Below are 22020 nucleotides of genomic sequence, written 5' to 3' on the forward strand. Positions count from 1 at the left end.
CGGCGCCGGCCCTCCCTCCGCGCCTTCGGCGCCCGGTCGGCCGGCGCGGCTGGGCGCGACAGTGCCCGCAGAGCCTTGCGCCGCCCGATCAGCCAGGCGGCCCAGACTTGATGTGGCACAGGATGGTGTCGACGACCTTGCCGAGGGACTGGTCGCCGTCGACAAGCGTAGCCCCAAGCGACTGCCACATTGCGGCAGACTTGGCGTGGCTTTCGAGAATTCCGGCCAACTCATCCGGGTGCTTGCCGATGTTGTTGTTAGTACGAGTGATCAACCGATGCATGATCGTTTCCATGGTCGGATTGATCACGAAGACGCTATCGAAAAGGTGCAGGTTCTCCTTCGTGTTCGAAGTGATAGCAGCGATGAACACTGGGTCACCGGAGTCGAACAATTTCCTGAGAGCCTGAAGGTCCCAGTTCCAGTGGTAACGACTGGTGTCGAGCGGGGCAGGCGGCCAGTTCTGAAGGCTAATAGCCTCACCGGTCGCCATGTCGTAAAGGCTTGTAACCTCCGGCATGGTGTCAGTGTTGTAGGCCGTGTAGCCCCTCCGCTGAAGTTCTTCGGCCACGGCGGTCTTGCCAGCGCCGGAGGAGCCGGTGATCAGGTAGACGCTCACACCACCAGAGTCTGACTCACGCGTACACGAGCAACCCACGCGGGACCCACGAGGCCGGCAGCCGCAGTCGCGGCGCCGCGCGCCGGCTCGCAGACCTCATCGAGGTGCTGCGAGCACCTCGCGGATGACGTACCGCGCGTAGTTCGAGGTCGCCGGGTTGGTGTCCTTGTGGTCCGCCCACACGATCAGCGCCTGGGACAACACGCGCCCGCGTCCGCGGAGCCACGTCGCGTCGTCCACGTCCAGCGCCGCACAGAACTCGTCGCGGAGGTTCGCGGGCAACAGGTGCCACACGGGGAACAGGTCGCATGCCGGATCGCCGACACCGCACGTCTCGAAGTCGATCACTGCTCTCAGCCGACCGTTCGACGACACGAGCAGGTTGCTCGGTGTCAGGTCCGAGTGCACCCACACCTCGCGCCCGTCGTAGGGCGCCGCGAGCGACTCCTCCCACGACGCCAGTGCTGCGCGAGTGTCGATCAGGCCCTCCAGCGCGCCGATCGCCTTCCGTGTCGAGGAGTCCATCGAGGCCATCGGAGCGCGCGTCCGGCGCTCGCCCAGATATGCCGGCGGCCGGTCCGGCAGGTCGATCCGCCGGAACGCGGCGACGAACGCCGCGAGGTCCGTCGCCAGCCCGCGCGGATCAACCAGCGCATCGGGGGCGGGGTGCGTACCGTCAAGCCAGCGGTGGACGGACCACTCGCCCGGGAACGTGTCGGTGGGTGAGCCGATCGCCTCGACAGAAGGGATGGCCACAGGCAGGAACGGCGCGAGTGTCGCGAGTTTCTCCTGCTCCCGTTGGACTATGCCGGTGATCGAGGGCCGAAGCGGCAACCGTACGGACAGGTCGGAACCGAGGCGGTAGATCGCGTTCACCAATCCACTGGAGTCGACCGGCTCCAGCGGCAACGCGGCCCACTGCGGGAACTGAGAGGCCACCAGCTCGCGGACGAGCGGCGTGTCGATGTCGGCCTGGTCGGCGTAAATCTTGCGGGGACTCACGAGCACCCATCCGAACGGTCTGCCCCGTCTGCTGTCAACGCGGTTTCGGATCGAGTGGTCCCACGTGTTCACCGAGGAACCGCGTTCGAGGTGACCTCGATCAAGCTCACCGACTGACAGTCCGCACCGCTCGCTCCGCCAGGACGGCTCGTCAGGTGTTGCCGTCGTCCTGTCGCGCGTTGCGTAACGGGGACACCAACACCACGAGTGCGGCCAAGGCGAAGATCGCCGCTCCGATACCGATGGCCAGGTGGTAGCCCAGGAAGGTCATGAGGGCCCCGGTGAGGAGGGCGCCGAAGAAGTAGATGACTCGGTTCACCGTACGTATCGTCGAGTTCATCCGCCCCTGGATGGCATCCGGCGCAACGGCCTGACGGTATGCGGTGTCGTTCGCGTCCTCGATGCCCATGGCGAGGCAGTAGATGAACTGGGCGAGCGAGGCGACGGCCAGCACGACACCGATGCCACTGCTCGCCGTGAGCGGTGCCACCGCGAGCACGAGCCAGGGGATGACGACCAGGGTCCGGCCGAGGAGGATCGCCCGTCCCGCCCCGAGTCGCGCACCGACTGGAGGCGCGACAAGCGCACCGAGGAAGCCACCTACGCCACCCACGGCGAGTGTGACGCCGTACGCCCAGGCCGGCATGTCCAGTTCGCGGAGAACGAAGACTGCGAAGACCGTGGACACGATGCTGTTCGCGAGGAACCACGTGTGTACGGAGATCGCCAGCGGACGGAGTGTCCGATGCTGATACGTGTACCGCATCCCGTCGGCGATGTCGTGGCCGATGTGGCGGCCATGAGGACGAGGCTCTGGCCTCGGCTCGTCCACCCTGATTCGAGACTGCAGGACGGCCGCGACAGCGTTGATGGCGGCTTCGAAAAAGAACAGGATCGGCGCACCCACCAGGTTGAGCAGTGCTCCACCCAGCGCGGGCCCGACCGTGCCCGCGACCGTTTCACTTTGACCGAGCCGAGCGTTCGCCATCACGAGCGAGTTCCGCGGGACGATGCGCGGAAGGAACGGCTGTGCGGCCGAGTCCGCGAACAACGTGAGTACGCCGAGCACCAGAACGACCGTCGCGAGTGACCAGAAGTTGAGTACGCCGGTAAGCAACAGCACCGGCACCGAAGCCATGGCCACCGCGCGGCCGACGCTGGTGATCATCAGTGCCCGCTGCCGGCGCCACCGATCCATCAGTGCACCGATGATCAAACCGAGGAACAGGTACGGCACGACGCCGAGCGCGCTCAGGATGCTGATCTGGACCGGCGTTGCGTCAAGTGTCTTCACGACCAGGATCTGGAACGCGACGCCCGCGATCGAGCCTCCGAACGCACGGATCGTCGAGGCGCTCCAGAAGAAGGCGAAAGCCGGCAGCCGAAGCACTTCGCGCGGGGGAGGCGCGACCTCGGAGTCGGACTGGATCGCCTCGTCCCGCATCCGCGTAGAGTATCGGGCCGCTGTCGCCGGCGACGGACCAGCACTCTCCAGATGTCTCCTGATCCCCTTTCCCAAAGCTGGTCCAGGACCTACTCTCGCGCGCACAGGCCCGGCACCGACAAGGGGAACCCGATGGCAAGTGGACACAGAGGAGCACGCCGTTCCCGGTGACTGGGCCGCCCACATCCAGGAAATGAAAGACCAGCAGAGCGGGAAGAACACCGAGGCGCAGACCAAGGCGATCTGGACGAGAACCCGCTTGGCCGCCCAGGTCACGTCTCCACCTTCGAACCGGCCGACAAGGCGTTCCGGCCAGTTCGCGACTCGTGCACGAACGTCGACACCGCGTCCCTCACCGCGCAACAGAAGGCGAGCGTCGAAGCCTGCCGCACCTACACCGAGAACGCCGACAAAGCAGTCGGCGCCGCCCTCGCCGGCGTGGCGGAGTGGAGAGCCCACCTCAAAGCCATGGCCGATCGGCGGGCAGGACGGCTGGACCCAGTAGTCGCCATGCACCGATGGATGTCGGCGTACGAGAAAGCGCCGTTCCGCATCAGCGTCTACAAGCGGACCGACCGAGACCTCCAGCAAAGCCAGAGCGACGTGGCGGTCACCGGGCCGGAACGTCCTGCGCTGTCCGTGCTCACTGGTGGACTATCCGGATGCGACTGATCAGCGTCGATTTCCAGCACGACTTCGTGGCACCCGGCGGGGTGCATCACCGCGGGCAGCCCTGCGTCGAATTCGTCATGGGCACGGTCGTGCCGTTCGCCCGCGCGCACGGTATCGCGGTGGCCGAGATCGTTTCGGACTACCGCAGTCCAGGCGGCAACGACGCCGACACCACATGCGTGCCCGGTCAGTGGGGGTACGAGTCCGCGATCCCTCTGGCCGTGAAGCATCCTGTGCCGTGGGTGAAGGCATCCATTGCGCCGACCTGGGTACGCGACGGCGGCGGACGAGCCGATGCCGTCCCCGGCCCCGCGGTGCCTGATCCAGCGGGGTTCGCGAGCTGGCTGCACGCGACGATCGGTCCTCCGGACAGCGGCGGGCCGGTCGTGATCATGGGGTTGGTGTTGGAGGTGTGCGTGCTGGCGACCCTGATCGAGATCAGGTTGCGTGGCTATCCCGCCGTGGTGCTGAGTGAAGGTGTCGACACCTACGACGGCGACCAGGGACGCAAGTCCGAGTTCCTCGACACCCTCGCCGGATTCTGGGGGCAACCAGTGACCTGGGCCGAGTGCGTGGCGAGCTTCGCGAGGCGAGCGTAGAACGTGCGCGGTCGTCCTCGGCTTCGGCGGAGGGCGGCTTCGAGGTCAACCATGGGGCGTTGCCTCCGCGTCACGTTTCGCCAGCCAGTCACCGAACTGCTCAGGGGTCCGCACGCCCGCATCGATCACTGCCGTGTAGATGTCGAGGCCACTCACCTCGTCGGGATAGCGTGGCGAGCGGTGCCATACGTCCTTGATCCGAAGAACCGAACGTCGCTGGTCGTCGGTGATCGAGTCGCGGAGTTCTTCATGCCAGGCGGTGACATTGGCGTGGTCGTCGTGGAGCCAGAGCGAGAGATCGATCCGCCAGGTGACGAGGGCGCTCGCGGTACCCTTCACCGCCCCGACTGTCCCAGGACGCTCCACAACGATGGTCACGTGATAGCGCTCGTCGCGGACCGCCTCGGTCGGTGCACGTGGTCCGCGTTCGTCGGTGTAGTGCATGTCCACCACGCCGGGGATCTCGACGATCCGCGCAAGCAGGCCGAGCACATCCGCCGGTGCGAACCTGGACCCGACGGCGAGCATGACGTCGATCTCGGGCCAGGTCATCAGGCCGGACACGTAACTCCCCGTCGGCAGGACCGCGCCGAGACCCTCGAAGACTCCGGACGTGTCGAGCTCGGCGAGGATCGTCGCGGCATCGCTCCGCAACGTGGCCTGCCGCCGCGTCAGTTCCTCGTACGCCACCGGATCCGTCACGTGTAGTCCGCCACTTCAATTCGTGCCGCCTCGAACCACGGTTGGGGGCCGATCCTGGGGGGACCGGGGTCATCCAAGAAGATCTGGACCGCCCCGGCCCCCGGCACACCGCCGGCACGGTCGCCGGGAACACTGACCACGACGTCCTCGGCCACCGGAGGGAATCCCGCGCCTCCCCCCGTGATCTGCCCTACGGCGACAGTGAAGCCGAATTGATCCGTCACAGCCGGGCCGTTTCTCCCTCCACCGAGAGTAGGAGACGCAGCTCCGAAGGTGAGTGAGGCGGCGAGGGCGACCGGCCCTACGGCAGGAAACGCACGCATGAGGTCTCCCTCCGGCCCGTGGCGCGTGTAGGACGCGCGTGGTCAACCAAGCATGCGCTCCCGCCGTGCACGGTGAACCCGTTTCGCCGCAAGTTCGATCACTCGGCGGCGCCTGCGGCCGTGGCTGTTGCCCGACCGCGTGGTGAGTGCGATGTGCCGGTCAGCTCAGCTCGGGTGGGAGCTTCCCGGTGAGCCAGCCGAGTTCGTTGTCCCGAACGAATATCGAGGCACTCGCCGCACGATCCATCGGCCAGGGGTGGAAGTTCTCCAGTGCCTGCACGTATGCCTCAGCGCTCTCACGGCTGGGTCGGGTGAGCAGCTGCCGAGCGAGGTCGCTGTATCCGTCCGGTATCCGGTCCAGAGTGGCGAGCGTGGCGTCGAGATACCTCGGCCCGCGAAAGAGCGTCCGGTTCAACGCGAGCAGGACCCGCCCGCCGGCGCTGACCGTGTGTACGGCCGCGTGATGCAGCAGGAAGGTGTTGTCCGACGCGAGAGCCTGTGGCAGAAAGTCGGTTCCGTGCCACCAGACCTCGGACATGAAGGAGATGGCCCGGTCTTCCCAGACCTCGGGCGAAAGCACGGGGATCGCGGCGACCCGCCCGGCGATGTCGTAGCCGTCGCGGGCCCAGGCCACTCGCGCGTTTTCGAACGATGCGCGAACAGGATCGTCCCCGCGCTCGGCGGCAGCATCCAGAAACCTGACGGAGGCAAGCTTCACGTCGACATAGCCACCCGGGTACGTCGCGTCGGAGTGCTCTACGGCAATCACCCGATGAGTGGCGATGGCCGAGTCGAATACGTCGTCGGGCGCGACGAGGTAGACGTCGACATCCGAGTCGGGTCGTTCCGTGCCACGAGCCACCGATCCCACGAGGATGACCGCGATCGTGTCAGGGTCGGTCTTCACCCTTCGGACGTATGCATCCAGCGTTTCCTGGTGATGTTGCATGGACGCTCAAGCTATTCGGGTTGTCGTTCTCAGTACAAGATCCCGGTCCGTCGGTCGTGAGCACCTTCTCGTAACACCTGGTGAGAGGTTGGCCTACGTACTTCCCGTACGGCTCGGTGGGCGCGTAGCCGGAGCTTTCGTACAAGCCGATCGCTTCTGGCTGCCGCACGCCCGTCGCCAGCCGCATGACCCGGAGACCTGAACCTCGAGCCAGATCCTCAAGACCCGCCAGTAGTGCCCGGGCAACCCCCTGCCCCCGGGCGGAAGGGATGACGTACATCCGTTTGAGCTCCGCCGTGGCGGCTCCGGCGGGCTGGATGGCACCGCAGCCGACAGGCTGGGCCTCTACGAGAGCGACCAGATACCGCGCCTCCGCATGAACGGCCGACCGTCCCTCTGGGCCGTTGCGTTTCACCAGTTCGTCGAAGGCAGCCGTGAGCAGGGCCGACAGGCCTGCGTCAGTGGGTGGCCGTTCCTCCAGCAGCATGCGCACCAGTTATGAACAGCCTCGATGCGGGCTCTGTCATGATCCCCCCATGAAGTCGGCTCCCAAGTGGATGCCATCGGTGGTCGCACTCGGCCTGCTGGCCGCGGTCCTCCTCTTCTGGCACGCCGCCACGCCGGTGGCCCCGCCCGAGCCACCTGAGCCGCCCGCGCCCTCCACTCGGGCGTACGTACGAACGCAACTGAAGGTGGTTCGCGGCGTGCAGATGGTCCTGCCGATCAACCTGCCCGCCGGATACGACTACCCGACGGCGTACCACTATGCGACCGCGCAGATCGCCGACGACCAGACGACGGTGTCGGGCCACGACCGTGCCGACTCGCGCTTCGTCGTCTTCTACCCGGCGGGGAAGCGAGCGCGGGCGGAGCTGCCCGTCGTCGTCATGTGCGTCCAGCTGATCGACCTGAAGAACGAACTGTGCCCCTTCACTATCGACTCCCGGCACCTGCAGCGGCACTATCGGCACGCCCGGGTCGCGATCTACGCCACGGGCACAGCCCACTGGGACGACGACCCCTGGAAGAACGTCCAGCTCACCTCCGACCTCAACGAAGTCCGCTGGTTGCGCTGAGACCACCGTTGCCCAATGGACCTGGGCCGTCCACAGAAAATCCACGAACGAGCCTTACGGCCGTGCGGTAAGGAGGTGTGGCGCACCAGGGCGTCGACCACGGTCGGCCAGGTCACGCGTGGCACACCCTGACCGATGCCCGGCAGCGTGAGGAGCGTGGCGCCCGGGATCTCCGCGGCGAGAGCCACGCCGTTCCCGTGCGGGAAGAACGGGTCCTCGTCCCCGTGCACCACCAAGGTCGGCGCGGTGATCTCGCCGAGCCGCTCGCGCCATCGCGGGCGGCAGTCGATCGCGGCGAACATGGTGCCGAGATGGCTCGCAAGCTGTGCCTTCACCGTCCGTCCCGCCCGATCGAACACCGCCCCGGCAGTCGCCCGTACGTCCTGCTCGTCGAATCCTCGCGCCCCGCACAACAGCCGCGCGGAGCCGGTCATGTAGTCGACCACGCCGGCGCGATCGGTCCAGTCCGGCATGGGGCGCCCGAACAACTGCCCCATCGTCTCGGGTGAGTGGTCCGGCAGGTCGGGATCCACCGGACCGGGCGCGACGGGGCGGGTGGAGATCAGCGTCAGTGACGCGACCTGGTCGGGATGGTCGAGCGCGAGAAGTTGCACGATGAAGCCGCCGACGCCCATCCCGACCACGTGCGTACGCTCCAGATCCAGCGCGACCAGCAGCTCGGACGCATCGGTCACCAGGTCGCGCAGGTCGTAGGTGGGCGCGTCCGGGTCGGCGAACGTCGACTGGCCGGCGTCGCGCAGGTCGTAGCGCACCACGTACCGTTCCTCGGCCAGCGCCGCGCACAGCTCGTCCGGCCAGCTCAGCATGGTGACGCCGATCAGCAGCACCGGGGGATCCGCGGGGTTCCCGAAGGTCTCCACGCACAACTCGACATCGTTGACCTTGATCAACACTTCCCGTTCCTCCGATGCATCAGCCAGTACGAAAGCGCGGGCGGAAGCTCGTCGCATCGACCCGTGGTAGACAGACCGCCGTCCATCGCGGAACTCATCGGTCGGCAACGTAGGTGGGTGCCTGTGACAAGGCTCGGGACGCCGAACGCTCGGGTTTGCCCGGTATCGTCCTTGCGATGGACCTGGTTTACCTTTACGGGCCGCCGGCCGTGGGGAAGCTGACCGTCGCGAGAGAGCTCGCCGCCCGGACGGGCTACCGGGTGTTTCACAATCACCTGGCCATCGACTGTGTTCGGCCGGTCTTCGAGTTCGGGAGTGAACCGTTCTGGCGCCAGGTGCACGCGATCCGTGAAGGCATCCTGGCCGAGGCCGCGCGTGCGGGGCGGGACCTGATCTCCACGACGGTCTACAGCCATCCGGACTGCGATCCGCAGACCAGACGTCGTTTCGAGGCTGTGGAGGGCAACGGCGGGCGAGTGTGTCCGGTGAGGCTCACCTGCTCGACGAAGGTCCTGGAGACACGCGTGACGGACACGCAGCGGAAGGCGGCGGGAAAACTCGCCACGATCGATGGCCTGCACCGGGCCATGGCCGAACACGATCTGTTCACCCCGATCCCCTGGCGCGAGGGTCTGCAGCTCGACACCGGCATCCTCGGAGTCGCCGAGACGGCGCAACGCATCATCGCGGGTTACCGCCTACCTGTGCTCGACCAGAGTGGTTGTTGATCAGGAGCCGGTCGAAGGCCGTGGACCGCGTTCGAGTAGTTCGGCGAGAAGGTTGATCGTCGCGTCGAGGTGTTCCTGTTTCCAGGTTCGCAGGCTCCACCCCAGGTGGGTGAGACCGAGTTGCAGCTCGTAGCAGTGATGGCGTACGGCAGCATCGACGAGCGCGGTCTCGTCGGCTCGCAGTCCCGGGTCCCGGAGCAATCCAGCCAGCGGGTCGACGGCGGCGATCCCGGGGTAGAACACGGGTCCCCAGACACTGCACCAGGCGGCGTCGTAGAGGAAATCACCGCGCAGCGAACATTTCCAGGAAATCACCGCTTGCACGCGGCGGTAGTCCGGGCTCACCAGGACATTGCCATGCAGGAGGTCGCCGTGAACGAGGTCGCGGCGTTCGGGGCAGGCCTCGATCAATGTCCCCACCCGATCGCAAACCGCGGTTGACAGGGCCGCGAGCTTCGGGTCGGCGTCCAGGGCGGCGCGCCATCCGTGCGCCCGGCTCCCCGGTTCGTCCACCAGCTTGGCGAGGACGTACTCCCGCCAACTGTGGGCCGGCGCGCCCGCCGGGTGCCACATCACCGGGGTGCCGGGGGGCGGGGCGGGTGCGCGATAGAGCGCGAGGAGCAGGCGGGTGAGAGTGGGGGCGACCGCATCGGCGCGTTCGACCGGTGCGTCCTCCAGGAACTGCCCGTGATGACGTACGGAGATCGCGTAGGCCAGGCCGGACGGTGTGGTCCCCACCTCCCTGACCTGGGGCACCGGCAGATCCGGCCCGTCGAAGGCCATCGCCATCCGGTCGGTTTCGTACCAGGAACGCTCGCGGCCGAAGCGGATCACCAACTCTTCCCCGCCCGCTCGGTAGGCCCACGCCGACGACCACGCGCCGCCGGAGAGAGGCTCCAAATCGCTGGGGGTGCCGCCGGAATGTCGAGCGAGGAATGCGGCGACCTCTTCGTACGTGGGCTCCTGCATTCCGCAAGTATCCGCCTTGTCCGCGGATGGCAAAACGTCGGCTCTCGTGGCCTTCCGTCGGCTCTCGTAGCACTTCAGGGCTACATCTGCCGCGGTTTTGCGTGTGAACGCTGACGTGCGAAGGGCACCTCGTCAGCGTTCGTCGGAGGCTTGCTTGCGTTCGTCGGGGGCTGTGGCCGGCTCGGCGCGATCGTCCTCGCGCCGATCAAGATCCGCTTCCCGGCGGTCCAGCGCCACTTCTCTGTCATCGGCGTCGGCCTCTCGGCGGTCATTCGCGTCCCGCGACCGCACGGTCCGCCTGAAGCTGTCTACGCAATGCCGCGGCGCGATCGACGCTGAGCCGAAGATCCGCCGCCCGACGTTTTTCCACGTACGGTCGAGGCGTTGCTCCATCCAACCGCGCTACGTTGGAAATGTGCCCAACGCCGACGACGGTCGGCAGTACGAACCGATCGAAATCCCCCGAAGGCAGCGGATCGCACTGAGCTTTCGGCAGCGAGCCGCCCAGGCACGTGTGCTCGCCGCGCGGCTGCGCAGGGGAGCGTCGGAGAGAAGAAGGCTCCTCGCGGCCCAGGAGGGTGAATCCGCCGCGGCCCGTCGCAAAGCCGCCGACGAACGCGCCGCCGGGAACCGAACACGCGGTGAGGCCAACAAGGAACGAAGCCGCAGGACCTACATCCGCGGCATGGAGACGCAGGCGCGCCGGCGGCTCGAAGAACTCCGATACGTCGAGGTCGACGAACGAACCCGCAGGGGTGACGAACGCGATCACCTCGGCGACCAACGCAACCACGAAGCCGACGAACGTGACCGTGAAGGCGACGAGAGGGAACGGATCGCCGACGAACGGGAACGGGCCGCCGACCAGCGCGACCGCGAAGCCCATCACCGTGAACGAGTTGCCGACGATCGCGAACGCGAAGCCGACCAGCGCGACCGCGAAGCCGACCAGCGCGACCGGCAGGCCAACGAGCGCGAGCAGGCAGCCGACGAACGAGAACGGGCCGCCGACCAACGAGAGTCGGGACGAGGCGAGCTGGACTCCCACGGTGATTCGTCAGGCGGAGCCACTCAGCGATCCAGGTCGGTCCAGTAGCGCCTCACCGGACCGAACTCACCGTTGCGGATGCCTTTCGGGCATACGGCCACGTTAGTCGGCGCGGTGTTGCCTCAACGGCGTCGGACTGCGTGGTCGGAGCCCACGTGGCGATCCTTCTGGCGCCTGCCGTACGCACGCATGTAGCGCGTCCGGTCGTGCCGACGCCGCCGCCTGCCCCGGACCCGGCGTGATCGCCGGGAGGTACGCCGACACCGGCGTACCTCTCGGCGATGGTCGTTCAGTCCGCGGGCTCGGGATCGTCTGCCTGGGGTGGCGGCGTCCGTAGACCCCACAGCCGGGACGTGGCGAGCCAGGCGGTGCCGAGAAGCGCGCCGGCAGCGCCGGCCGCGAGTGTGGGGAAAACTCCGAGAAGCGCCGCGAGGCCTGCCCCGGCGAACGCTCCGAGCGCGTCCACGCCCCGGACCACGAACTGCACGCTGCCGTTGACCCGTCCCCGAAGTCCGGCCGGGGCGAGCAGCTGCTGGGTGGTCTCCTGGTGGACTTCCCACAAGGTCCAGCCGAAGGCGTTCACCAGCCGAGAGAAGACGAGCAGGGGTACGGCAGCCGACCCGGCCAAGGCGGCGAGTGGGACCATCGCGATGCCGGACGCTCGCAGGATCGACCCAGCGAGGATGGTTCGTCCAGTCGTGAGCCGCACGCCGATGGGCCGAGAGACCATGCCGCCCAGCAGCCCGCCGATGCTTCCGACCGTGAAGATCACTCCGATCACGGCGGGGGACAGGCCGAGTTCACGGGTGAAGAAGACCAGCTGGACGGCGTACACGACGGCGAAGGAGAACAGGAAGGTCGCGTCGGACAGGGTGAACGCGCGGACCAGCGGTTGCCGCCAGACGAAGCGCAGTCCGGCGACGAGCGCGCCCCGCACGCTCGCATGCGTTGCCACCGAGCGGGCCGGCTCCCGGTGGCGGATCCTCCACAGCAGAGGGCCGGAGCAGGCGAACGTGAGCGCCTGGACACTCAGTGCCGATGCGGCGTTGAAGATCTGCACAAGCCCGCCGGCCAGGCTGGGACCCGCCGTACGCATGGCTCCGTCGGTGACGGCAAGCTTCGCGTACCCGTCAGGAAGGGGCGATGACGAGGAGCGGCCGTCGCGGCAACGGTGGAAACCGGATGCGCGTCCAGCCTGCGTGCGGCAACAATGTCGAGCATGCCTGCGCTGACGGACCTGATGCGCGACCGCAAGTTCACTCCGATGACCAGTCCCGCACTTGTTCAGGGCCTGAAGCAGCTTGGTGTCGAGCCCGGCGTCGTACTGATGGTGCATGTGCGCATGTCCGCGTTCCGATGGGTGGTCGGCGGGATCGACACCATCGTCGAGGCCCTTCGGGAAGCCGTCGGGCCGTCCGGCACTCTTCTTGCCTTCACGGGTTGGGAGGACAGTCCCTATCACGTGCCGATGTGGGACGAGCATCCCGAGTGGCAGGCCGCCTACCGTGACCATCAGCCGGCGTTCAACCCAGCCGTGTCGAGCGCCCGTCGTGACTTCGGCCGGTTCCCAGAACGGCTTCGCACCTGGCCCGGGGCTCGTCGCAGCGCCCATCCCGAGGCCAGCTTCGCCGCTCTCGGTCCTCGCGCCGAACGCCTGCTCGCGGACCAGCGTGACGACGACCCGTTCGGGGTCGACAGTCCACTGGAACGACTGTGTGAGCACGGCGGCCAGGTCCTGCTGCTCGGTGCACCTCTGAGTAGGTTGACCCTCTGCCATCACGCGGAGGCGCTGACCGATCTGCCGAGCCGGCGATTCCACACCTTCCGTGCGCCGGTTGCGGGCATAGGCGTTCGCGAATACCGCATGATCGACACCTTCTACGGCGCCTTCCCGTACTACGAGGACGGGCGTGGCATCGACTCACCGGTTCGTACGATGGCCGAACAAGCAGTGGCCTCGGGTGCTGGCCGCAGTACACAGATCGGCACTGCGACGGCATGGCTGTTCGAGACCCGGCCTACGGTTGTCGCGGTCCGCACGTGGCTGGAGCGCGAGTTCGGCTGAGAGCATCAGGCCAGCGAAAATGGTTGTGGCTTCTGCCCGGCCTCCCGTAGCGTGCCGGCCGTGACTGTGAAGGTGCCCTACCAGCCGCTCCCTGTCGATCAGTCGGGCGTCGTCTACGCCCACGGACCTGACTCGGTTGTCCACCCGGACGTCCCTGCCGGTGAGACCATCGAGTTCGTGTGGAACGACAGCACGGTCTATCCGGGCACCTCGAGGAAGTTCTGGGTTCACGTGCCAGCGCAGTACGACCCTTCCGAGCCGGCGTCGCTGATGGTCTTCCAGGACGGGCAGTGGTACCTCGACCCTGACGGGCAGGTGCGCGGTGGGATCGTCCTGGACAACCTGATCCACCGCGGTGAGATCCCAGTGACCGTCGGGGTGTTCGTGGACCCTGGCGTCTTCGTCGATAGCGAGAACCCGAAGAACCGCAACGTCGAGTACGACGCGTTCGACGACCGCTACGTCAACTTCCTCCTGACGGAGATCGTTCCTCAGGTCACCGACCGGTACGCGATCTCCGACGACCCGGACCGGTGGGGCATCTGCGGTGGTAGCAGCGGAGGCAACTGCGCCTTGACGGCAGCGTGGATGCGACCGGACAAGTTCCGCCGCGTCGTCGGTTACCTGTCCAGCTTCGTGCAGATGCCAGGCGGGAACCCGTACCCGGAACTCATTCCCAGGACCCCGAACAAGCCGCTGCGTATCTTCCTACAGGCAGGTCACCGTGACCTGGGCTGGAACGAGCCAGAGGGCAACTGGCTGGCAGCCAACCTGCGCGTCGCGGCCGCACTCGCAGAAGCAGGCTACGACTTTCGCCTTGTACTGGGCGATGGTGGCCACAGCCCGAACCACGGCGGAGTCCTGCTCCCCGATGCCCTGCGCTGGCTGTGGCGGTAACACGCGGTGGATCGTTCCCAGTCACTTCGCAGCAGCACGCACACCGTCAAGGGCGGCTTGCCCAGCGCTCCCTCGAACTCCTCGCTCCACAGCTCACCGGCGTACCGCATGCCGAGCCGCTCCATCACGGCACGCGAACGTACGTTGGGAAGATCGGTGCACGACACCACGGCTTCCATCCCGAGGACGTCGAACGCATACGCCAGGCCGGCGCGGCCGATCTCTGCCGCGTACCCGCACCCCCAGTAGTCGTGTCGTAGCGCCCATCCGAGCTCGGCCCAGTTGGCGTGCACGGCCGACGGGTGCTGATTGTCATGCGCGACGCGCACCCACGACTCGTCGGGGAGGAACTCGTACACCCGGCCCCAGTCGTCGTCCACCGGTGTGCGGCCGAGACCTCCCCGGCCGACCACCTCGCGGCTCGTTCGGTCGTACGCGATCCACTTGCCGGCGCCGTGCGAGCGCCAGGACTCACCCATCGACCCCGCCCACTGGACGACCTGCTCGCGGCTCGGCTTCTCGTCGCCGTACCAGGGCCACACCTTGTCGTCTGCATGGACAAGCCACAGGTCGTCGGCGTAGGCCGGGCCCACCGGCTCAAGGCGCAGACGTTCGGTGAACTCAGCCACGTCATCGCACGCTAGCGACACTGCGTGGTGCGCTCAACAGCCTTGCCCGAGGGCCGAACGCGTGATCGCTCCAGTCGAGCACGGCTAGGGTGTGGCGATGGGAGGCGTGAGGGAACGGCAGCGGGTCGGCGCGTACGCGCTGGTGCTGGACGAGACCGACGCGCTCCTGCTGTGCCGGATGTCGTCGCGGACCCGAACTCCCGGCTGGTGGACCCTGCCCGGCGGTGGGCTTCGGCATGGCGAGCCGCCCGAGGATGCGGACGACACCACCGACGACGCTCGCTGGTTCCGTCGCGACGCGGCGAACACCCTCGACCTGTCCGAGCATGCGCGTTACGGCGTAGCGCTGCTGGCGGGTGGCGCCGAAGCCGGCGTGGGTCGATCCGGACGACCTCTGTCATAGTTTGAAGCTCGTACGGCGTGGACAGGAGGCTGAGGTGGCTGAGAAGACGTCGACCGACCCGACCGTCGCCGAGGTGATGGCCGAGTTGGCCGCGCTCGAGGATCCCCGAGTACGCGAGGTCAACCGCAAGCACGGCGACGACCACGGTGTGAATCTCGGCAAGCTTCGTGCGGTCGCGAAGCGACTGAAGACGCAGCAGGAACTCGCGTGCCGGCTCTGGGAGACCGGCGACACCGCCGCGAGGTTGCTGGCGTTGCTGATCTGCCGGCCGAGGGCGTTCGGCCGCGACGAGTTGGACGTCATGCTGCGGGAGGCGCGCACGCCCAAGGTACACGACTGGCTCGTGAGTTACGTGGTGAAGAAGAGTCCGCACGCGGAGGATCTGCGGTTGGCGTGGTTCGCCGATCCGGATCCGGTCGTCGCGAGTGCCGGCTGGGCCCTGACCACCGAACGCGTGACGAAGAAGCCGGACACCCTCGACCTCGACGCACTCCTCGACGTCATCGAGGCAGAGATGAAGGACGCACCCGATCGCCTGCAGTGGGCGATGAATGCCTGCCTTGCCCAGATCGGGATCGACCGTGCCGAGCACCGCACCAGGGCGCTCGACATCGGCGAGCGGCTGGGGGTTCTCAAGGACTACCCGACACCGCCCAACTGCACGTCCCCGTACGCACCTGTCTGGATCAACGAGATGGTGCGCCGCCAGGAAGGCGGGTCTGCGTCGTAGATTGTTGCCACGACCGGCGACCAAACGAAGGCCCGGAGATCGCCTCGTGCGGGTGATGCGACACCGTACCGGTGTCAAGCTGACGTTGCCGGCTGAGAAAGCCAGCCGATCGCATCGAGGAACTCCTCCGTCGCGACGACCACGTCGCACCCCGGCGTTGGGGGACCAGGGAGGCATACATCAACAACCCTGCTGCCGGCCCGAACGCCCCGCCCGGGATGATCACCGCGTCAGCCATGTCGGGCAACCTACCTTGAACCTCGAGTCGGTGGCCTGCGATGGTTCTGTCTGTGAATCGACACCCTCAGCAGTACCGCCATGGTGAGCTCGTCGTCGTGATCGACTGCTCGGATCTCGAGCGTTCGGCGCGGTTCTGGACCGGCTTGCTGGGCTACGAACGAGCCGGCGCGGCGGTGGAGCCCTACCAGAGCCTGACGCCTCCCGAGGGCGGCTGCGAGGTGTTGCTGCAACACGTGTCGGAGCCCAAGCGGGAGAAGACGCGCATTCACCTCGACCTGCGGACGAGAGACCTCGACTCCGAGGTCGAGCGCGCTCGGTCACTTGGTGCCGCCGTCCTGACGGAGGAGCCCATCGTCGAGGAAGGGTGGGGCTGGCACGTCCTCGCGGATCCGGACGGCAACGAGTTCTGCATCCTCCAGCCTCCGGAGTCCTACTGGCAGGACCACGGCTCATCGTGAGGGCGGCCGCTCGCTCGGTCAGGATCAGTCCGGGGACCTGGCTGACGAGAGCGACCGGGTGAGCGCCAGCAACACCAGCGGGATCACGACCGCCGCGGTGAGAGCTGTCAGCAGCGGTGCGCGTTGCCCGGGCGTGAGGTGGTGCATCAGACGAAGGTGAATCACCAGGTGCGGTACGGCGAACACCAGATACACGGCAAGCGCGGTGCGCACCATGATCGGCTGCACGACGAAGGTGCTCACGCCCAGCACCACTGATGTGGCCAGGCTCATCGCGCCGTAGTCCATCATCAGGTGCGCGTTGTACGGCATGTTCATTCCCACCCACGGAATGCTGAAGAACGAGTGGGGAAACAACAGTGCCCAGCAGCCAACGGCGAACTGCGTGGCGGCGAGAAAGGCCAGACCGACCCTGAGCCAGGTACGCGCGCTCATACGGCAATCCTCCTTGCATGCGTCGTGCCGATAGTAGGGATGACAGATCCTGGCACCCCAGTGTGAACCGCGTGGGCTCCGCATCGTTCCCTTGGGAAGGCGGGGCGACTTGAGGCCCGAAGAATCTCGTTGCGCGGTGAGGATCCAGCGCCTAGCGTTCGCTCCACCAACAGCGACGCGGCGGTGGGACGCGGCCGCCGGTGCGACCCCGCGCAGCCTGCGCATCGGTAGATCGGAGGTGCGTAGCCGAAATGACCTGTCAACTCGACGCGCTCTGTTTCGACGCGAACGACCCACCCAGGCTGGCGCGGTTCTGGGCCGGAGTTCTGGGCCGGGAGATGGTCGACGATCCGCAGGACGGCGTAGCGCTGCTCCCGACCGACGACACCGGTTTCAGGCTTCGGTTCCTGCCGTCCCAGGCGCAGAAGACAGCCCCGAACTGGACGCACTTCGACCTGACCAGCACCTCTTTGGAGGATCAGCAGAACACGGTGACGAGGGCGCTCGAACTCGGTGGCCGGCACCTCGACATCGGCCAGGGCCCGGACGCCACTCACGTCGTGCTCGCCGACCCCGAGGGCAACGAGTTCTGCGTGATCGAGCCGGGGAACAACTTCCTCGCCGGTTGCGGGTTCGTCGGCGCACTCGCAGGTGACGGCTCGCAGGAGGCCGGCTACTTCTGGAGCGCCGCGCTGGACTGGCCGCTGGTCTGGGACCAGGACGAGGAGACCGCGATCCAGTCACCGCGCGGCGGCCCGAAGATCACCTGGGGTGGCCCACCGCTCGCGCCGAAGACAGGCAAGGAACGCCTGCACTTCGACCTTGCTCCACCCGCGGACGGTGATCAGCAGGCGGAGGTCGACCGACTCGTCTCCCTCGGTGCGAGGCGCATCGACATCGGTCAGGGCGACGTCGACTGGGTGGTCATGGCAGACCCTGACGACCGCGAGTTCTGCGTACTGACACCGCGACAAGCCCAGGCCGCCGGACCCTCACGCGGGTGAGGTAACGCGCTGGGACGCGCTGGCCTCGTGCACGAAGCGGTTGATCGCCTCGGCCACCTGGACCGGCTGGTCGAGGTTGTCGAAGTGGGCGGAGCCGGTCACCCACTCCAGCTTCACGTTCGGAAACCTGCTGGCGGCATCGCGGAACAGCCACTGCGGTTGCGACTCGTCCTCGGTTGCCTGTAGTTGCAGGATCGGGAACGGGAAGCTGTCCTCGGCGATCCGGTCCGTCGCGGCGGGCAAGTCCCAGTTGCGGCGGAGGAAGTAGCGCGCGACCGCGTCGGCGACGCCCGGTCGGGAGAACTCGTACACGAGGTAGTCGCGATCCTCAGGTCGCAACCGTGTCGTCATCCGCGGTGGGTACACCTTGTCGATGAGCCTGCCCGGATCCTGCATGGTGTGGCGGCCGGCCCAGTAGCTACGGCAGTACAGCCACTGCGGCTTGAGTCGGTAGAACGTGATCCAGTCCTTCAGGGACTTGGGGCTGGTCAGGTCGACCTCCATGCGGACGTACCCGAGGATCCGCTCCGGGTGGTTCCCGACGAGGATGCTGCCGATGAGCGTGCCCCAGTCGTGTGAGACGACGTGGAACTTCTTGATTCCCAGGTCGTCCATGAAATCCAGCGTCTGCCTGGCGACCGTGTGCCAGTCGTAGTCACCGTCGTCGTGGTCGGATCGGCCGTAGCCCTTCATGTCGATGGCGATCAGGCGGTAGTCGTGATCCACGAGCGGGAGCACGTGCCGCCAGGAGTGCCAGCTTTCGGGCAGTCCGTGCAGGAAGAGGATGACGTCGCCATCGGGTGCGCCTTCGTCCACGTAGTGCCAGTTCAGCCCGTTCACGACCCGGTCCTGATGGTTGAAGTCGGCATCGACGTGATCGTGTGCGGCCTGCTGGTACGCCCGGAACTGTGCGTACTTCCTGGTCAGTCGCTCTGCGCGGAGCCGGTCGTAAACCTGGGTGTACGCCACTCCTGCAAGGCCTGCGCTCGCCGCGACCATCGCTGCTCGTTTCACCAGCCTGCGCATCGCGATCATCCCTTCGCCCCTGTCCGCCGCCAAGCCCCACCAACCATCACATCAGTGCCGCCTCGGCACAGCGCAGGGCCTTGTGGTGCAGGGATTCAGGTCACTTCAGCAGGGCGCGGTGACCCGCTTCCCGGACGAGTAGCTCGGCGGTGGCCTCAGGAGTGAGGTCGGAGGTGTCGAGCCACCAGCCGACGTCGCTGAAGTCCTGTCGCAACTCGGCCTCGAGTCTGTGGTAGCCGTCGAACTCCCAGCGCTCACTCAGCTCACGCGTGGCGTTCCGCTGCCGGCAGACCTCGATCGTGGGGGCGAGGGTGACGAGGTGGACCGGACGCGGTGCCATCAGGCCCACCAGGAAGTCCAGCTCCGCGAGATCCGTGACGAGCTGGTCGACCATCACGGTGAAGCCGAAGTCGATGTAGTTGTTCGCCAGGCCGGCCAGGTTCCGGTCGCAGAGCTCCGCCTGCCGCTTCGCTTCGTGTACGGGCTCACCGAGGCGCCAGACGCGACCGCTGAGGATCATCTCGTTCACGTCGTCGGCCTTGATCCGGGCGGCGCGGGGCATCAGTCGGGCTGCCAACCCGGTCACCGTCGACTTCCCCGCCCCTGGCATGCCCGACACGATCACGCAGCCTTGCAGTTCTTCTCCGGTCACGGCCACGATCGTGCCGATGCGTCGCGCCGGAGGGCAACCCCATTTCGGGCCGAACTTCGGCGGAACTCTTCCGGCGGCGTCGCGGGCTCAGTGCTGGATGGGGCCGCCGACCGGAACGGGATCGACGTGGCCGGTGGCCGGCATGGTGTGCGCGAGGGCGAGACCGACGTCGACGAGCGACGACCTGCGCAGGGCGGCGACCTCGGGGATCGGAGTCCACACCGACTCGGCCGTTTCGCCGTTGGGTTCGGGCCGGAGTTCGCCACCGGTGATGCGGACGCGATAGAAGATGCCGACGTTCTGGTGCTCGATCCCCCCGCGCGCCTCGGTCACGGGGATCACCCGGGAGTCCACCCCCAGCAGGCGTTCGACGACCGCGTCGCAGCCGGTCTCCTCGGCGACTTCGCGGATCACCGCCTCGAACGGATCCTCCGCGTGTTCGACCTTGCCGCCCGGAAGCGTCCAGATGCTGTCGCCCGTCGCCGGCACGTGCCGGACGAGCAACACCCGGCCGTCCTCGATACACACGGCGTACGCCGCGAGCCGGAAACTCGTCTCCGTACCTGCCACCACCTCTGTCCCTGAGTGATTCATCTCATCCTCCTGAGGACTCGTAGGGATCCGGGTCGAGGTCCAGGCGATCACGCAGGACGGCAACCGCGCGCTCGGCTGCGGTGCGAACGTTCCGTTCCGGGTCGTCACGCAGTCGAAGCAGGGCGGGGAGGTGCTCGCGTTCGGCGACGGTCGCCAACGCACGGGCAGCGGCGGCGCGTACGCGTGGCACCGGATGCTCGGTAAGGTCCACGAGAGTCGGTGCGGCGTCGGCGAGCTCGTGGTCACCCGCGAGGGCCGCACAGTGCTCGACGACCCGCCACGCCTCGTCGTGCAGTCCCCTGACTACGCCGGCAGCGGCCAAGTCGTCCCAGCAGTAGCGCAGGGCCCGCGCGGCCCAGACCCGAGCCCAGTAGGGGTTCGGCTCCCTGAGCAGCCAGGCCAGCTCGCCGCGGAAGCCCAGCATCCGCAGGAACTCCTCCTCGCCCGCGGGATCCGCTCCGCGGAGCAAGGCCACGCATCGCTGAACGACAGCCAGCGTTCCGTAGCGGGCACGAGCCTGCCGGACATGCTCCCGCGGCGACTGCCGAGCATCCATGCCGTCGACCCTAGTGCGCAAGACCGAGCGCCGAGTTGATCTCCGTACGGACAAGGCGTCGGTAGGTGCCGACATCCAGCACCCTCGCGCGTACGCCGTGACGGAGGCGACGCTCGCGCACCAGCTTCGGCCCGGCGGCGAAGAACCCCAGCGCGGCTTCCCGGTCCCGGCGCAGCGCCGGTTGCATGTATGCCGGCCGGTGGGCGGCAGCCTGCAGTAGTCCGTCGGCCAGCCGGGAGCTCGTGCCGGACAGGAAGCGGTGCAGATCGTCGCGAATCCCTGCCGGGGCGGCAACGGTGAACGACATGGGCGCCGACCTGGTGATCGAGGCGGGGACACGGACGCCCTCGCCCGAAGCCGCCCACAGCAGACGCAGGAAGGAGGTGTAGCCGTCGCTGCAGGTGACCCCGAGGCGGGAGCCCATTCCCTTGCCCAGGTGGGGAAAACAGCCGTAGGCGCGCCCGCCCTTGGGGACGACGGGTTCCAGGGTGAAGCCGAGCGTCCCCTCCGCCGTCTCGGTCACCACGACGTACGGGACGAGGGCGTCCCTGGACCTCAACCCCGGTGACCGCTGGTCCGGGTCGCCGTTGAACGGCGGACGGAGCGCGAAGATCAGCTCCTCCTCCCGCCAGAACGCGGCCCGCTCGTCGGCGGCAGGCTCCCAGACGACCCGGCGTACGAGGTCGTATCGCTGGTCCAGCCGCGACATGGGCACCTTCGTCGCCGCGTGCTGGCTCAGCCGCCGACGGATGCTCGTCGCCTTTCCTACATAGAGAATCTCGCCCGACTCGTCGAGGAAGAGGTACACGCCGGGGTGGCGAGGGGCCTCGGTGGCGGCGGTGCGCAGGACGCCCAGCCCGACCTCGCCCCAGCCGTTCGCTTCGTTCACTGTTCGAGGTCCGCGGGCGGAAGCCAGCACAGGCAGAACGGGTGGCCGGCCGGGTCGGCATAGATCCGTACGCCCTTGTGCGCTTCGGCATTGTCCCGGGCCCGGAGCACGCGGCCGCCGAGCTCGAGCACCTTCTGGTGCGCCGACTCGAGGTCCGCGGTGTAGAAGTCGAGATGGATCTGCTGTGGCGGGGCTCCGTCGGGCCAGACGGGAGGGACATGGTCCGGCGCGTGCTGGATCGCGAGCGCCCACCCGCCGTCGATCCACACGTTGTGCCACCGATCGTCACCCTTCACGGTGCCGTCGAGCAGCCCCGCCCAGAAGGCGCTCTCCGTCGCAAGGTCGGCTGCGTCCAGAACGATCTGCCGGTACTTGAACCTCATGCGGGGACGATAGA

27 protein-coding genes are annotated in these 22020 nt (G+C 67.4%); 9 read left to right on the top strand and 18 right to left on the bottom strand.

What is annotated here, in order from left to right; all coding sequences use genetic code 11:
• Positions 1–88: 88 nt before the first annotated feature.
• The 3 genes from ABZV93_RS06555 to ABZV93_RS06565 form a co-directional block, all read right to left on the bottom strand.
• Positions 89–619 carry an AAA family ATPase gene (locus ABZV93_RS06555; RefSeq protein WP_354931436.1) on the bottom strand — a complete coding sequence of 177 codons (531 nt, stop codon included), beginning with the start codon at positions 617–619 and terminating at the stop codon, positions 89–91.
• A 96-nt stretch (positions 620–715) separates the two neighbouring features.
• Positions 716–1621 carry an aminoglycoside phosphotransferase family protein gene (locus tag ABZV93_RS06560; protein ID WP_354931439.1) on the bottom strand — a complete coding sequence of 302 codons (906 nt, stop codon included), beginning with the start codon at positions 1619–1621 and terminating at the stop codon, positions 716–718.
• 151 nt (positions 1622–1772) lie between these two features.
• On the bottom strand, positions 1773–3581 hold the full coding sequence (locus ABZV93_RS06565; RefSeq protein ID WP_354931442.1) for an MFS transporter: 1809 nt from the start codon (positions 3579–3581) through the stop codon (positions 1773–1775).
• A gap of 146 nt (positions 3582–3727) precedes the next feature.
• Between ABZV93_RS06565 and ABZV93_RS06570 the strand changes: the two genes are divergently transcribed.
• On the top strand, positions 3728–4336 hold the full coding sequence (locus ABZV93_RS06570) for a hypothetical protein (protein WP_354931445.1): 609 nt from the start codon (positions 3728–3730) through the stop codon (positions 4334–4336).
• Between the two features lie 45 nt (positions 4337–4381).
• Here the strand turns inward: ABZV93_RS06570 and ABZV93_RS06575 are convergent, their stop codons facing one another.
• From ABZV93_RS06575 to ABZV93_RS06585, 3 genes are all read right to left on the bottom strand, one after another.
• Complete coding sequence (locus tag ABZV93_RS06575) at positions 4382–4900, bottom strand: hypothetical protein (protein WP_354931448.1); 519 nt, start codon at positions 4898–4900, stop codon at positions 4382–4384.
• Positions 4901–5521: 621 nt separating this feature from the next.
• Positions 5522–6268 (bottom strand): nucleotidyltransferase domain-containing protein, encoded by a 747-nt coding sequence (locus ABZV93_RS06580; protein WP_354931451.1) that lies wholly within the window; start codon positions 6266–6268, stop codon positions 5522–5524.
• Entirely contained in the window at positions 6252–6797 is a 546-nt protein-coding gene (locus tag ABZV93_RS06585; protein ID WP_354931454.1) for a GNAT family N-acetyltransferase, read from the bottom strand. Before ABZV93_RS06585 ends, ABZV93_RS06580 begins: the two co-directional genes overlap by 17 nt.
• A 49-nt stretch (positions 6798–6846) precedes the next feature.
• Here ABZV93_RS06585 and ABZV93_RS06590 point away from each other — a divergent pair, with 49 nt between their 5' ends.
• Entirely contained in the window at positions 6847–7386 is a 540-nt protein-coding gene (locus ABZV93_RS06590) for a hypothetical protein (RefSeq protein ID WP_354931457.1), read from the top strand.
• Here the strand turns inward: ABZV93_RS06590 and ABZV93_RS06595 are convergent.
• Complete coding sequence (locus ABZV93_RS06595; RefSeq protein WP_354931460.1) at positions 7296–8300, bottom strand: alpha/beta hydrolase; 1005 nt, start codon at positions 8298–8300, stop codon at positions 7296–7298. The two genes, ABZV93_RS06590 and ABZV93_RS06595, sit on opposite strands and share 91 nt — an antisense overlap.
• Positions 8301–8476: 176 nt before the next feature.
• Here ABZV93_RS06595 and ABZV93_RS06600 point away from each other — a divergent pair, with 176 nt between their 5' ends.
• A complete protein-coding gene (locus tag ABZV93_RS06600; RefSeq protein WP_354931463.1) occupies positions 8477–9028 on the top strand; it encodes an AAA family ATPase in 552 nt (183 codons plus the stop codon).
• Here ABZV93_RS06600 and ABZV93_RS06605 read toward each other — a convergent pair whose 3' ends face one another.
• The 3 genes from ABZV93_RS06605 to ABZV93_RS06615 form a co-directional block, all read right to left on the bottom strand.
• Positions 9029–9997, bottom strand: a complete 969-nt coding sequence (locus ABZV93_RS06605) for an aminoglycoside phosphotransferase family protein (RefSeq protein WP_354931466.1) — start codon at positions 9995–9997, stop codon at positions 9029–9031. It abuts the gene before it with no gap.
• 268 nt (positions 9998–10265) lie between these two features.
• The gene (locus tag ABZV93_RS06610) at positions 10266–11045 is read right to left on the bottom strand and encodes a hypothetical protein (RefSeq protein ID WP_354931469.1); all 780 of its coding nucleotides are present in this window, start codon (positions 11043–11045) and stop codon (positions 10266–10268) included.
• 289 nt (positions 11046–11334) lie between these two features.
• Positions 11335–12141 carry an MFS transporter gene (locus ABZV93_RS06615; RefSeq protein ID WP_354931472.1) on the bottom strand — a complete coding sequence of 269 codons (807 nt, stop codon included), beginning with the start codon at positions 12139–12141 and terminating at the stop codon, positions 11335–11337.
• 123 nt (positions 12142–12264) lie between these two features.
• On the opposite strand from ABZV93_RS06615, the gene ABZV93_RS06620 reads away from it, so the two are divergent.
• Together ABZV93_RS06620 and ABZV93_RS06625 are read left to right on the top strand one after the other, a co-directional pair.
• Positions 12265–13110, top strand: a complete 846-nt coding sequence (locus ABZV93_RS06620) for an AAC(3) family N-acetyltransferase (RefSeq protein WP_354931475.1) — start codon at positions 12265–12267, stop codon at positions 13108–13110.
• Between the two features lie 60 nt (positions 13111–13170).
• Positions 13171–14007, top strand: coding sequence for an alpha/beta hydrolase-fold protein (locus ABZV93_RS06625; protein ID WP_354931478.1), 837 nt, complete (start codon positions 13171–13173; stop codon positions 14005–14007).
• Here the strand turns inward: ABZV93_RS06625 and ABZV93_RS06630 are convergent.
• Positions 13914–14636 (bottom strand): GNAT family N-acetyltransferase, encoded by a 723-nt coding sequence (locus ABZV93_RS06630; RefSeq protein WP_354931481.1) that lies wholly within the window; start codon positions 14634–14636, stop codon positions 13914–13916. The genes ABZV93_RS06625 and ABZV93_RS06630 overlap by 94 nt on opposite strands.
• A 97-nt stretch (positions 14637–14733) precedes the next feature.
• Between ABZV93_RS06630 and ABZV93_RS06635 the strand changes: the two genes are divergently transcribed.
• The 3 genes from ABZV93_RS06635 to ABZV93_RS06645 all read left to right on the top strand — a co-directional run bounded on the left by ABZV93_RS06635 (position 14734) and on the right by ABZV93_RS06645 (position 16467).
• Positions 14734–15039, top strand: coding sequence for an NUDIX hydrolase (locus ABZV93_RS06635; protein ID WP_354931484.1), 306 nt, complete (start codon positions 14734–14736; stop codon positions 15037–15039).
• A gap of 34 nt (positions 15040–15073) precedes the next feature.
• Complete coding sequence (locus ABZV93_RS06640; RefSeq protein WP_354931487.1) at positions 15074–15769, top strand: DNA alkylation repair protein; 696 nt, start codon at positions 15074–15076, stop codon at positions 15767–15769.
• A 290-nt stretch (positions 15770–16059) separates the two neighbouring features.
• Positions 16060–16467 carry a VOC family protein gene (locus ABZV93_RS06645; protein WP_354931490.1) on the top strand — a complete coding sequence of 136 codons (408 nt, stop codon included), beginning with the start codon at positions 16060–16062 and terminating at the stop codon, positions 16465–16467.
• 24 nt (positions 16468–16491) lie between these two features.
• On the opposite strand, the gene ABZV93_RS06650 is transcribed toward ABZV93_RS06645, so the two are convergent.
• Positions 16492–16902: a hypothetical protein gene (locus tag ABZV93_RS06650; protein ID WP_354931493.1), complete on the bottom strand. Its 411-nt coding sequence runs from the start codon at positions 16900–16902 to the stop codon at positions 16492–16494.
• A 251-nt stretch (positions 16903–17153) separates the two neighbouring features.
• Between ABZV93_RS06650 and ABZV93_RS06655 the strand changes: the two genes are divergently transcribed.
• A complete protein-coding gene (locus tag ABZV93_RS06655; protein ID WP_354931496.1) occupies positions 17154–17906 on the top strand; it encodes a VOC family protein in 753 nt (250 codons plus the stop codon).
• Here the strand turns inward: ABZV93_RS06655 and ABZV93_RS06660 are convergent.
• From ABZV93_RS06660 to ABZV93_RS06685, 6 genes are all read right to left on the bottom strand, one after another.
• Complete coding sequence (locus tag ABZV93_RS06660) at positions 17895–18932, bottom strand: alpha/beta fold hydrolase (protein ID WP_354931499.1); 1038 nt, start codon at positions 18930–18932, stop codon at positions 17895–17897. The genes ABZV93_RS06655 and ABZV93_RS06660 overlap by 12 nt on opposite strands.
• A gap of 100 nt (positions 18933–19032) precedes the next feature.
• On the bottom strand, positions 19033–19584 hold the full coding sequence (locus ABZV93_RS06665) for an AAA family ATPase (RefSeq protein ID WP_354931502.1): 552 nt from the start codon (positions 19582–19584) through the stop codon (positions 19033–19035).
• An 87-nt stretch (positions 19585–19671) separates the two neighbouring features.
• Positions 19672–20178 (bottom strand): NUDIX domain-containing protein, encoded by a 507-nt coding sequence (locus ABZV93_RS06670; RefSeq protein WP_354931505.1) that lies wholly within the window; start codon positions 20176–20178, stop codon positions 19672–19674.
• A gap of 1 nt (position 20179) precedes the next feature.
• A complete protein-coding gene (locus ABZV93_RS06675; RefSeq protein WP_354931508.1) occupies positions 20180–20734 on the bottom strand; it encodes a HEAT repeat domain-containing protein in 555 nt (184 codons plus the stop codon).
• 10 nt (positions 20735–20744) lie between these two features.
• Positions 20745–21623 carry a GIY-YIG nuclease family protein gene (locus ABZV93_RS06680; RefSeq protein WP_354931511.1) on the bottom strand — a complete coding sequence of 293 codons (879 nt, stop codon included), beginning with the start codon at positions 21621–21623 and terminating at the stop codon, positions 20745–20747.
• Complete coding sequence (locus ABZV93_RS06685) at positions 21620–22006, bottom strand: VOC family protein (RefSeq protein ID WP_354931514.1); 387 nt, start codon at positions 22004–22006, stop codon at positions 21620–21622. The genes ABZV93_RS06680 and ABZV93_RS06685 overlap by 4 nt, the downstream gene beginning before the upstream one ends.
• Positions 22007–22020 lie beyond the last annotated feature (14 nt).

The organism is Actinopolymorpha sp. NPDC004070 (assembly GCF_040610475.1).
Lineage (GTDB): Bacteria > Actinomycetota > Actinomycetes > Propionibacteriales > Actinopolymorphaceae > Actinopolymorpha.

Excerpts from the sequence above, each read along its gene's own strand:
- ABZV93_RS06620 (WP_354931475.1), top strand. The coding sequence starts at position 12,265 with ATGCCTGCGCTGACGGACCTGATGCGCGACCGCAAGTTCACTCCGATG.
- ABZV93_RS06685 (WP_354931514.1), bottom strand. The coding sequence starts at position 22,006 with ATGAGGTTCAAGTACCGGCAGATCGTTCTGGACGCAGCCGACCTTGCG.
- ABZV93_RS06615 (WP_354931472.1), bottom strand. The coding sequence starts at position 12,141 with ATGCGTACGGCGGGTCCCAGCCTGGCCGGCGGGCTTGTGCAGATCTTC.
- ABZV93_RS06675 (WP_354931508.1), bottom strand. The coding sequence starts at position 20,734 with ATGGATGCTCGGCAGTCGCCGCGGGAGCATGTCCGGCAGGCTCGTGCC.
- ABZV93_RS06570 (WP_354931445.1), top strand. The coding sequence starts at position 3,728 with ATGCGACTGATCAGCGTCGATTTCCAGCACGACTTCGTGGCACCCGGC.
- ABZV93_RS06655 (WP_354931496.1), top strand. The coding sequence starts at position 17,154 with ATGACCTGTCAACTCGACGCGCTCTGTTTCGACGCGAACGACCCACCC.
- ABZV93_RS06635 (WP_354931484.1), top strand. The coding sequence starts at position 14,734 with ATGGGAGGCGTGAGGGAACGGCAGCGGGTCGGCGCGTACGCGCTGGTG.
- ABZV93_RS06585 (WP_354931454.1), bottom strand. The coding sequence starts at position 6,797 with ATGCTGCTGGAGGAACGGCCACCCACTGACGCAGGCCTGTCGGCCCTG.
- ABZV93_RS06670 (WP_354931505.1), bottom strand. The coding sequence starts at position 20,178 with ATGAATCACTCAGGGACAGAGGTGGTGGCAGGTACGGAGACGAGTTTC.
- ABZV93_RS06650 (WP_354931493.1), bottom strand. The coding sequence starts at position 16,902 with ATGAGCGCGCGTACCTGGCTCAGGGTCGGTCTGGCCTTTCTCGCCGCC.
- ABZV93_RS06605 (WP_354931466.1), bottom strand. The coding sequence starts at position 9,997 with ATGCAGGAGCCCACGTACGAAGAGGTCGCCGCATTCCTCGCTCGACAT.
- ABZV93_RS06590 (WP_354931457.1), top strand. The coding sequence starts at position 6,847 with ATGAAGTCGGCTCCCAAGTGGATGCCATCGGTGGTCGCACTCGGCCTG.
- ABZV93_RS06600 (WP_354931463.1), top strand. The coding sequence starts at position 8,477 with ATGGACCTGGTTTACCTTTACGGGCCGCCGGCCGTGGGGAAGCTGACC.
- ABZV93_RS06660 (WP_354931499.1), bottom strand. The coding sequence starts at position 18,932 with ATGCGCAGGCTGGTGAAACGAGCAGCGATGGTCGCGGCGAGCGCAGGC.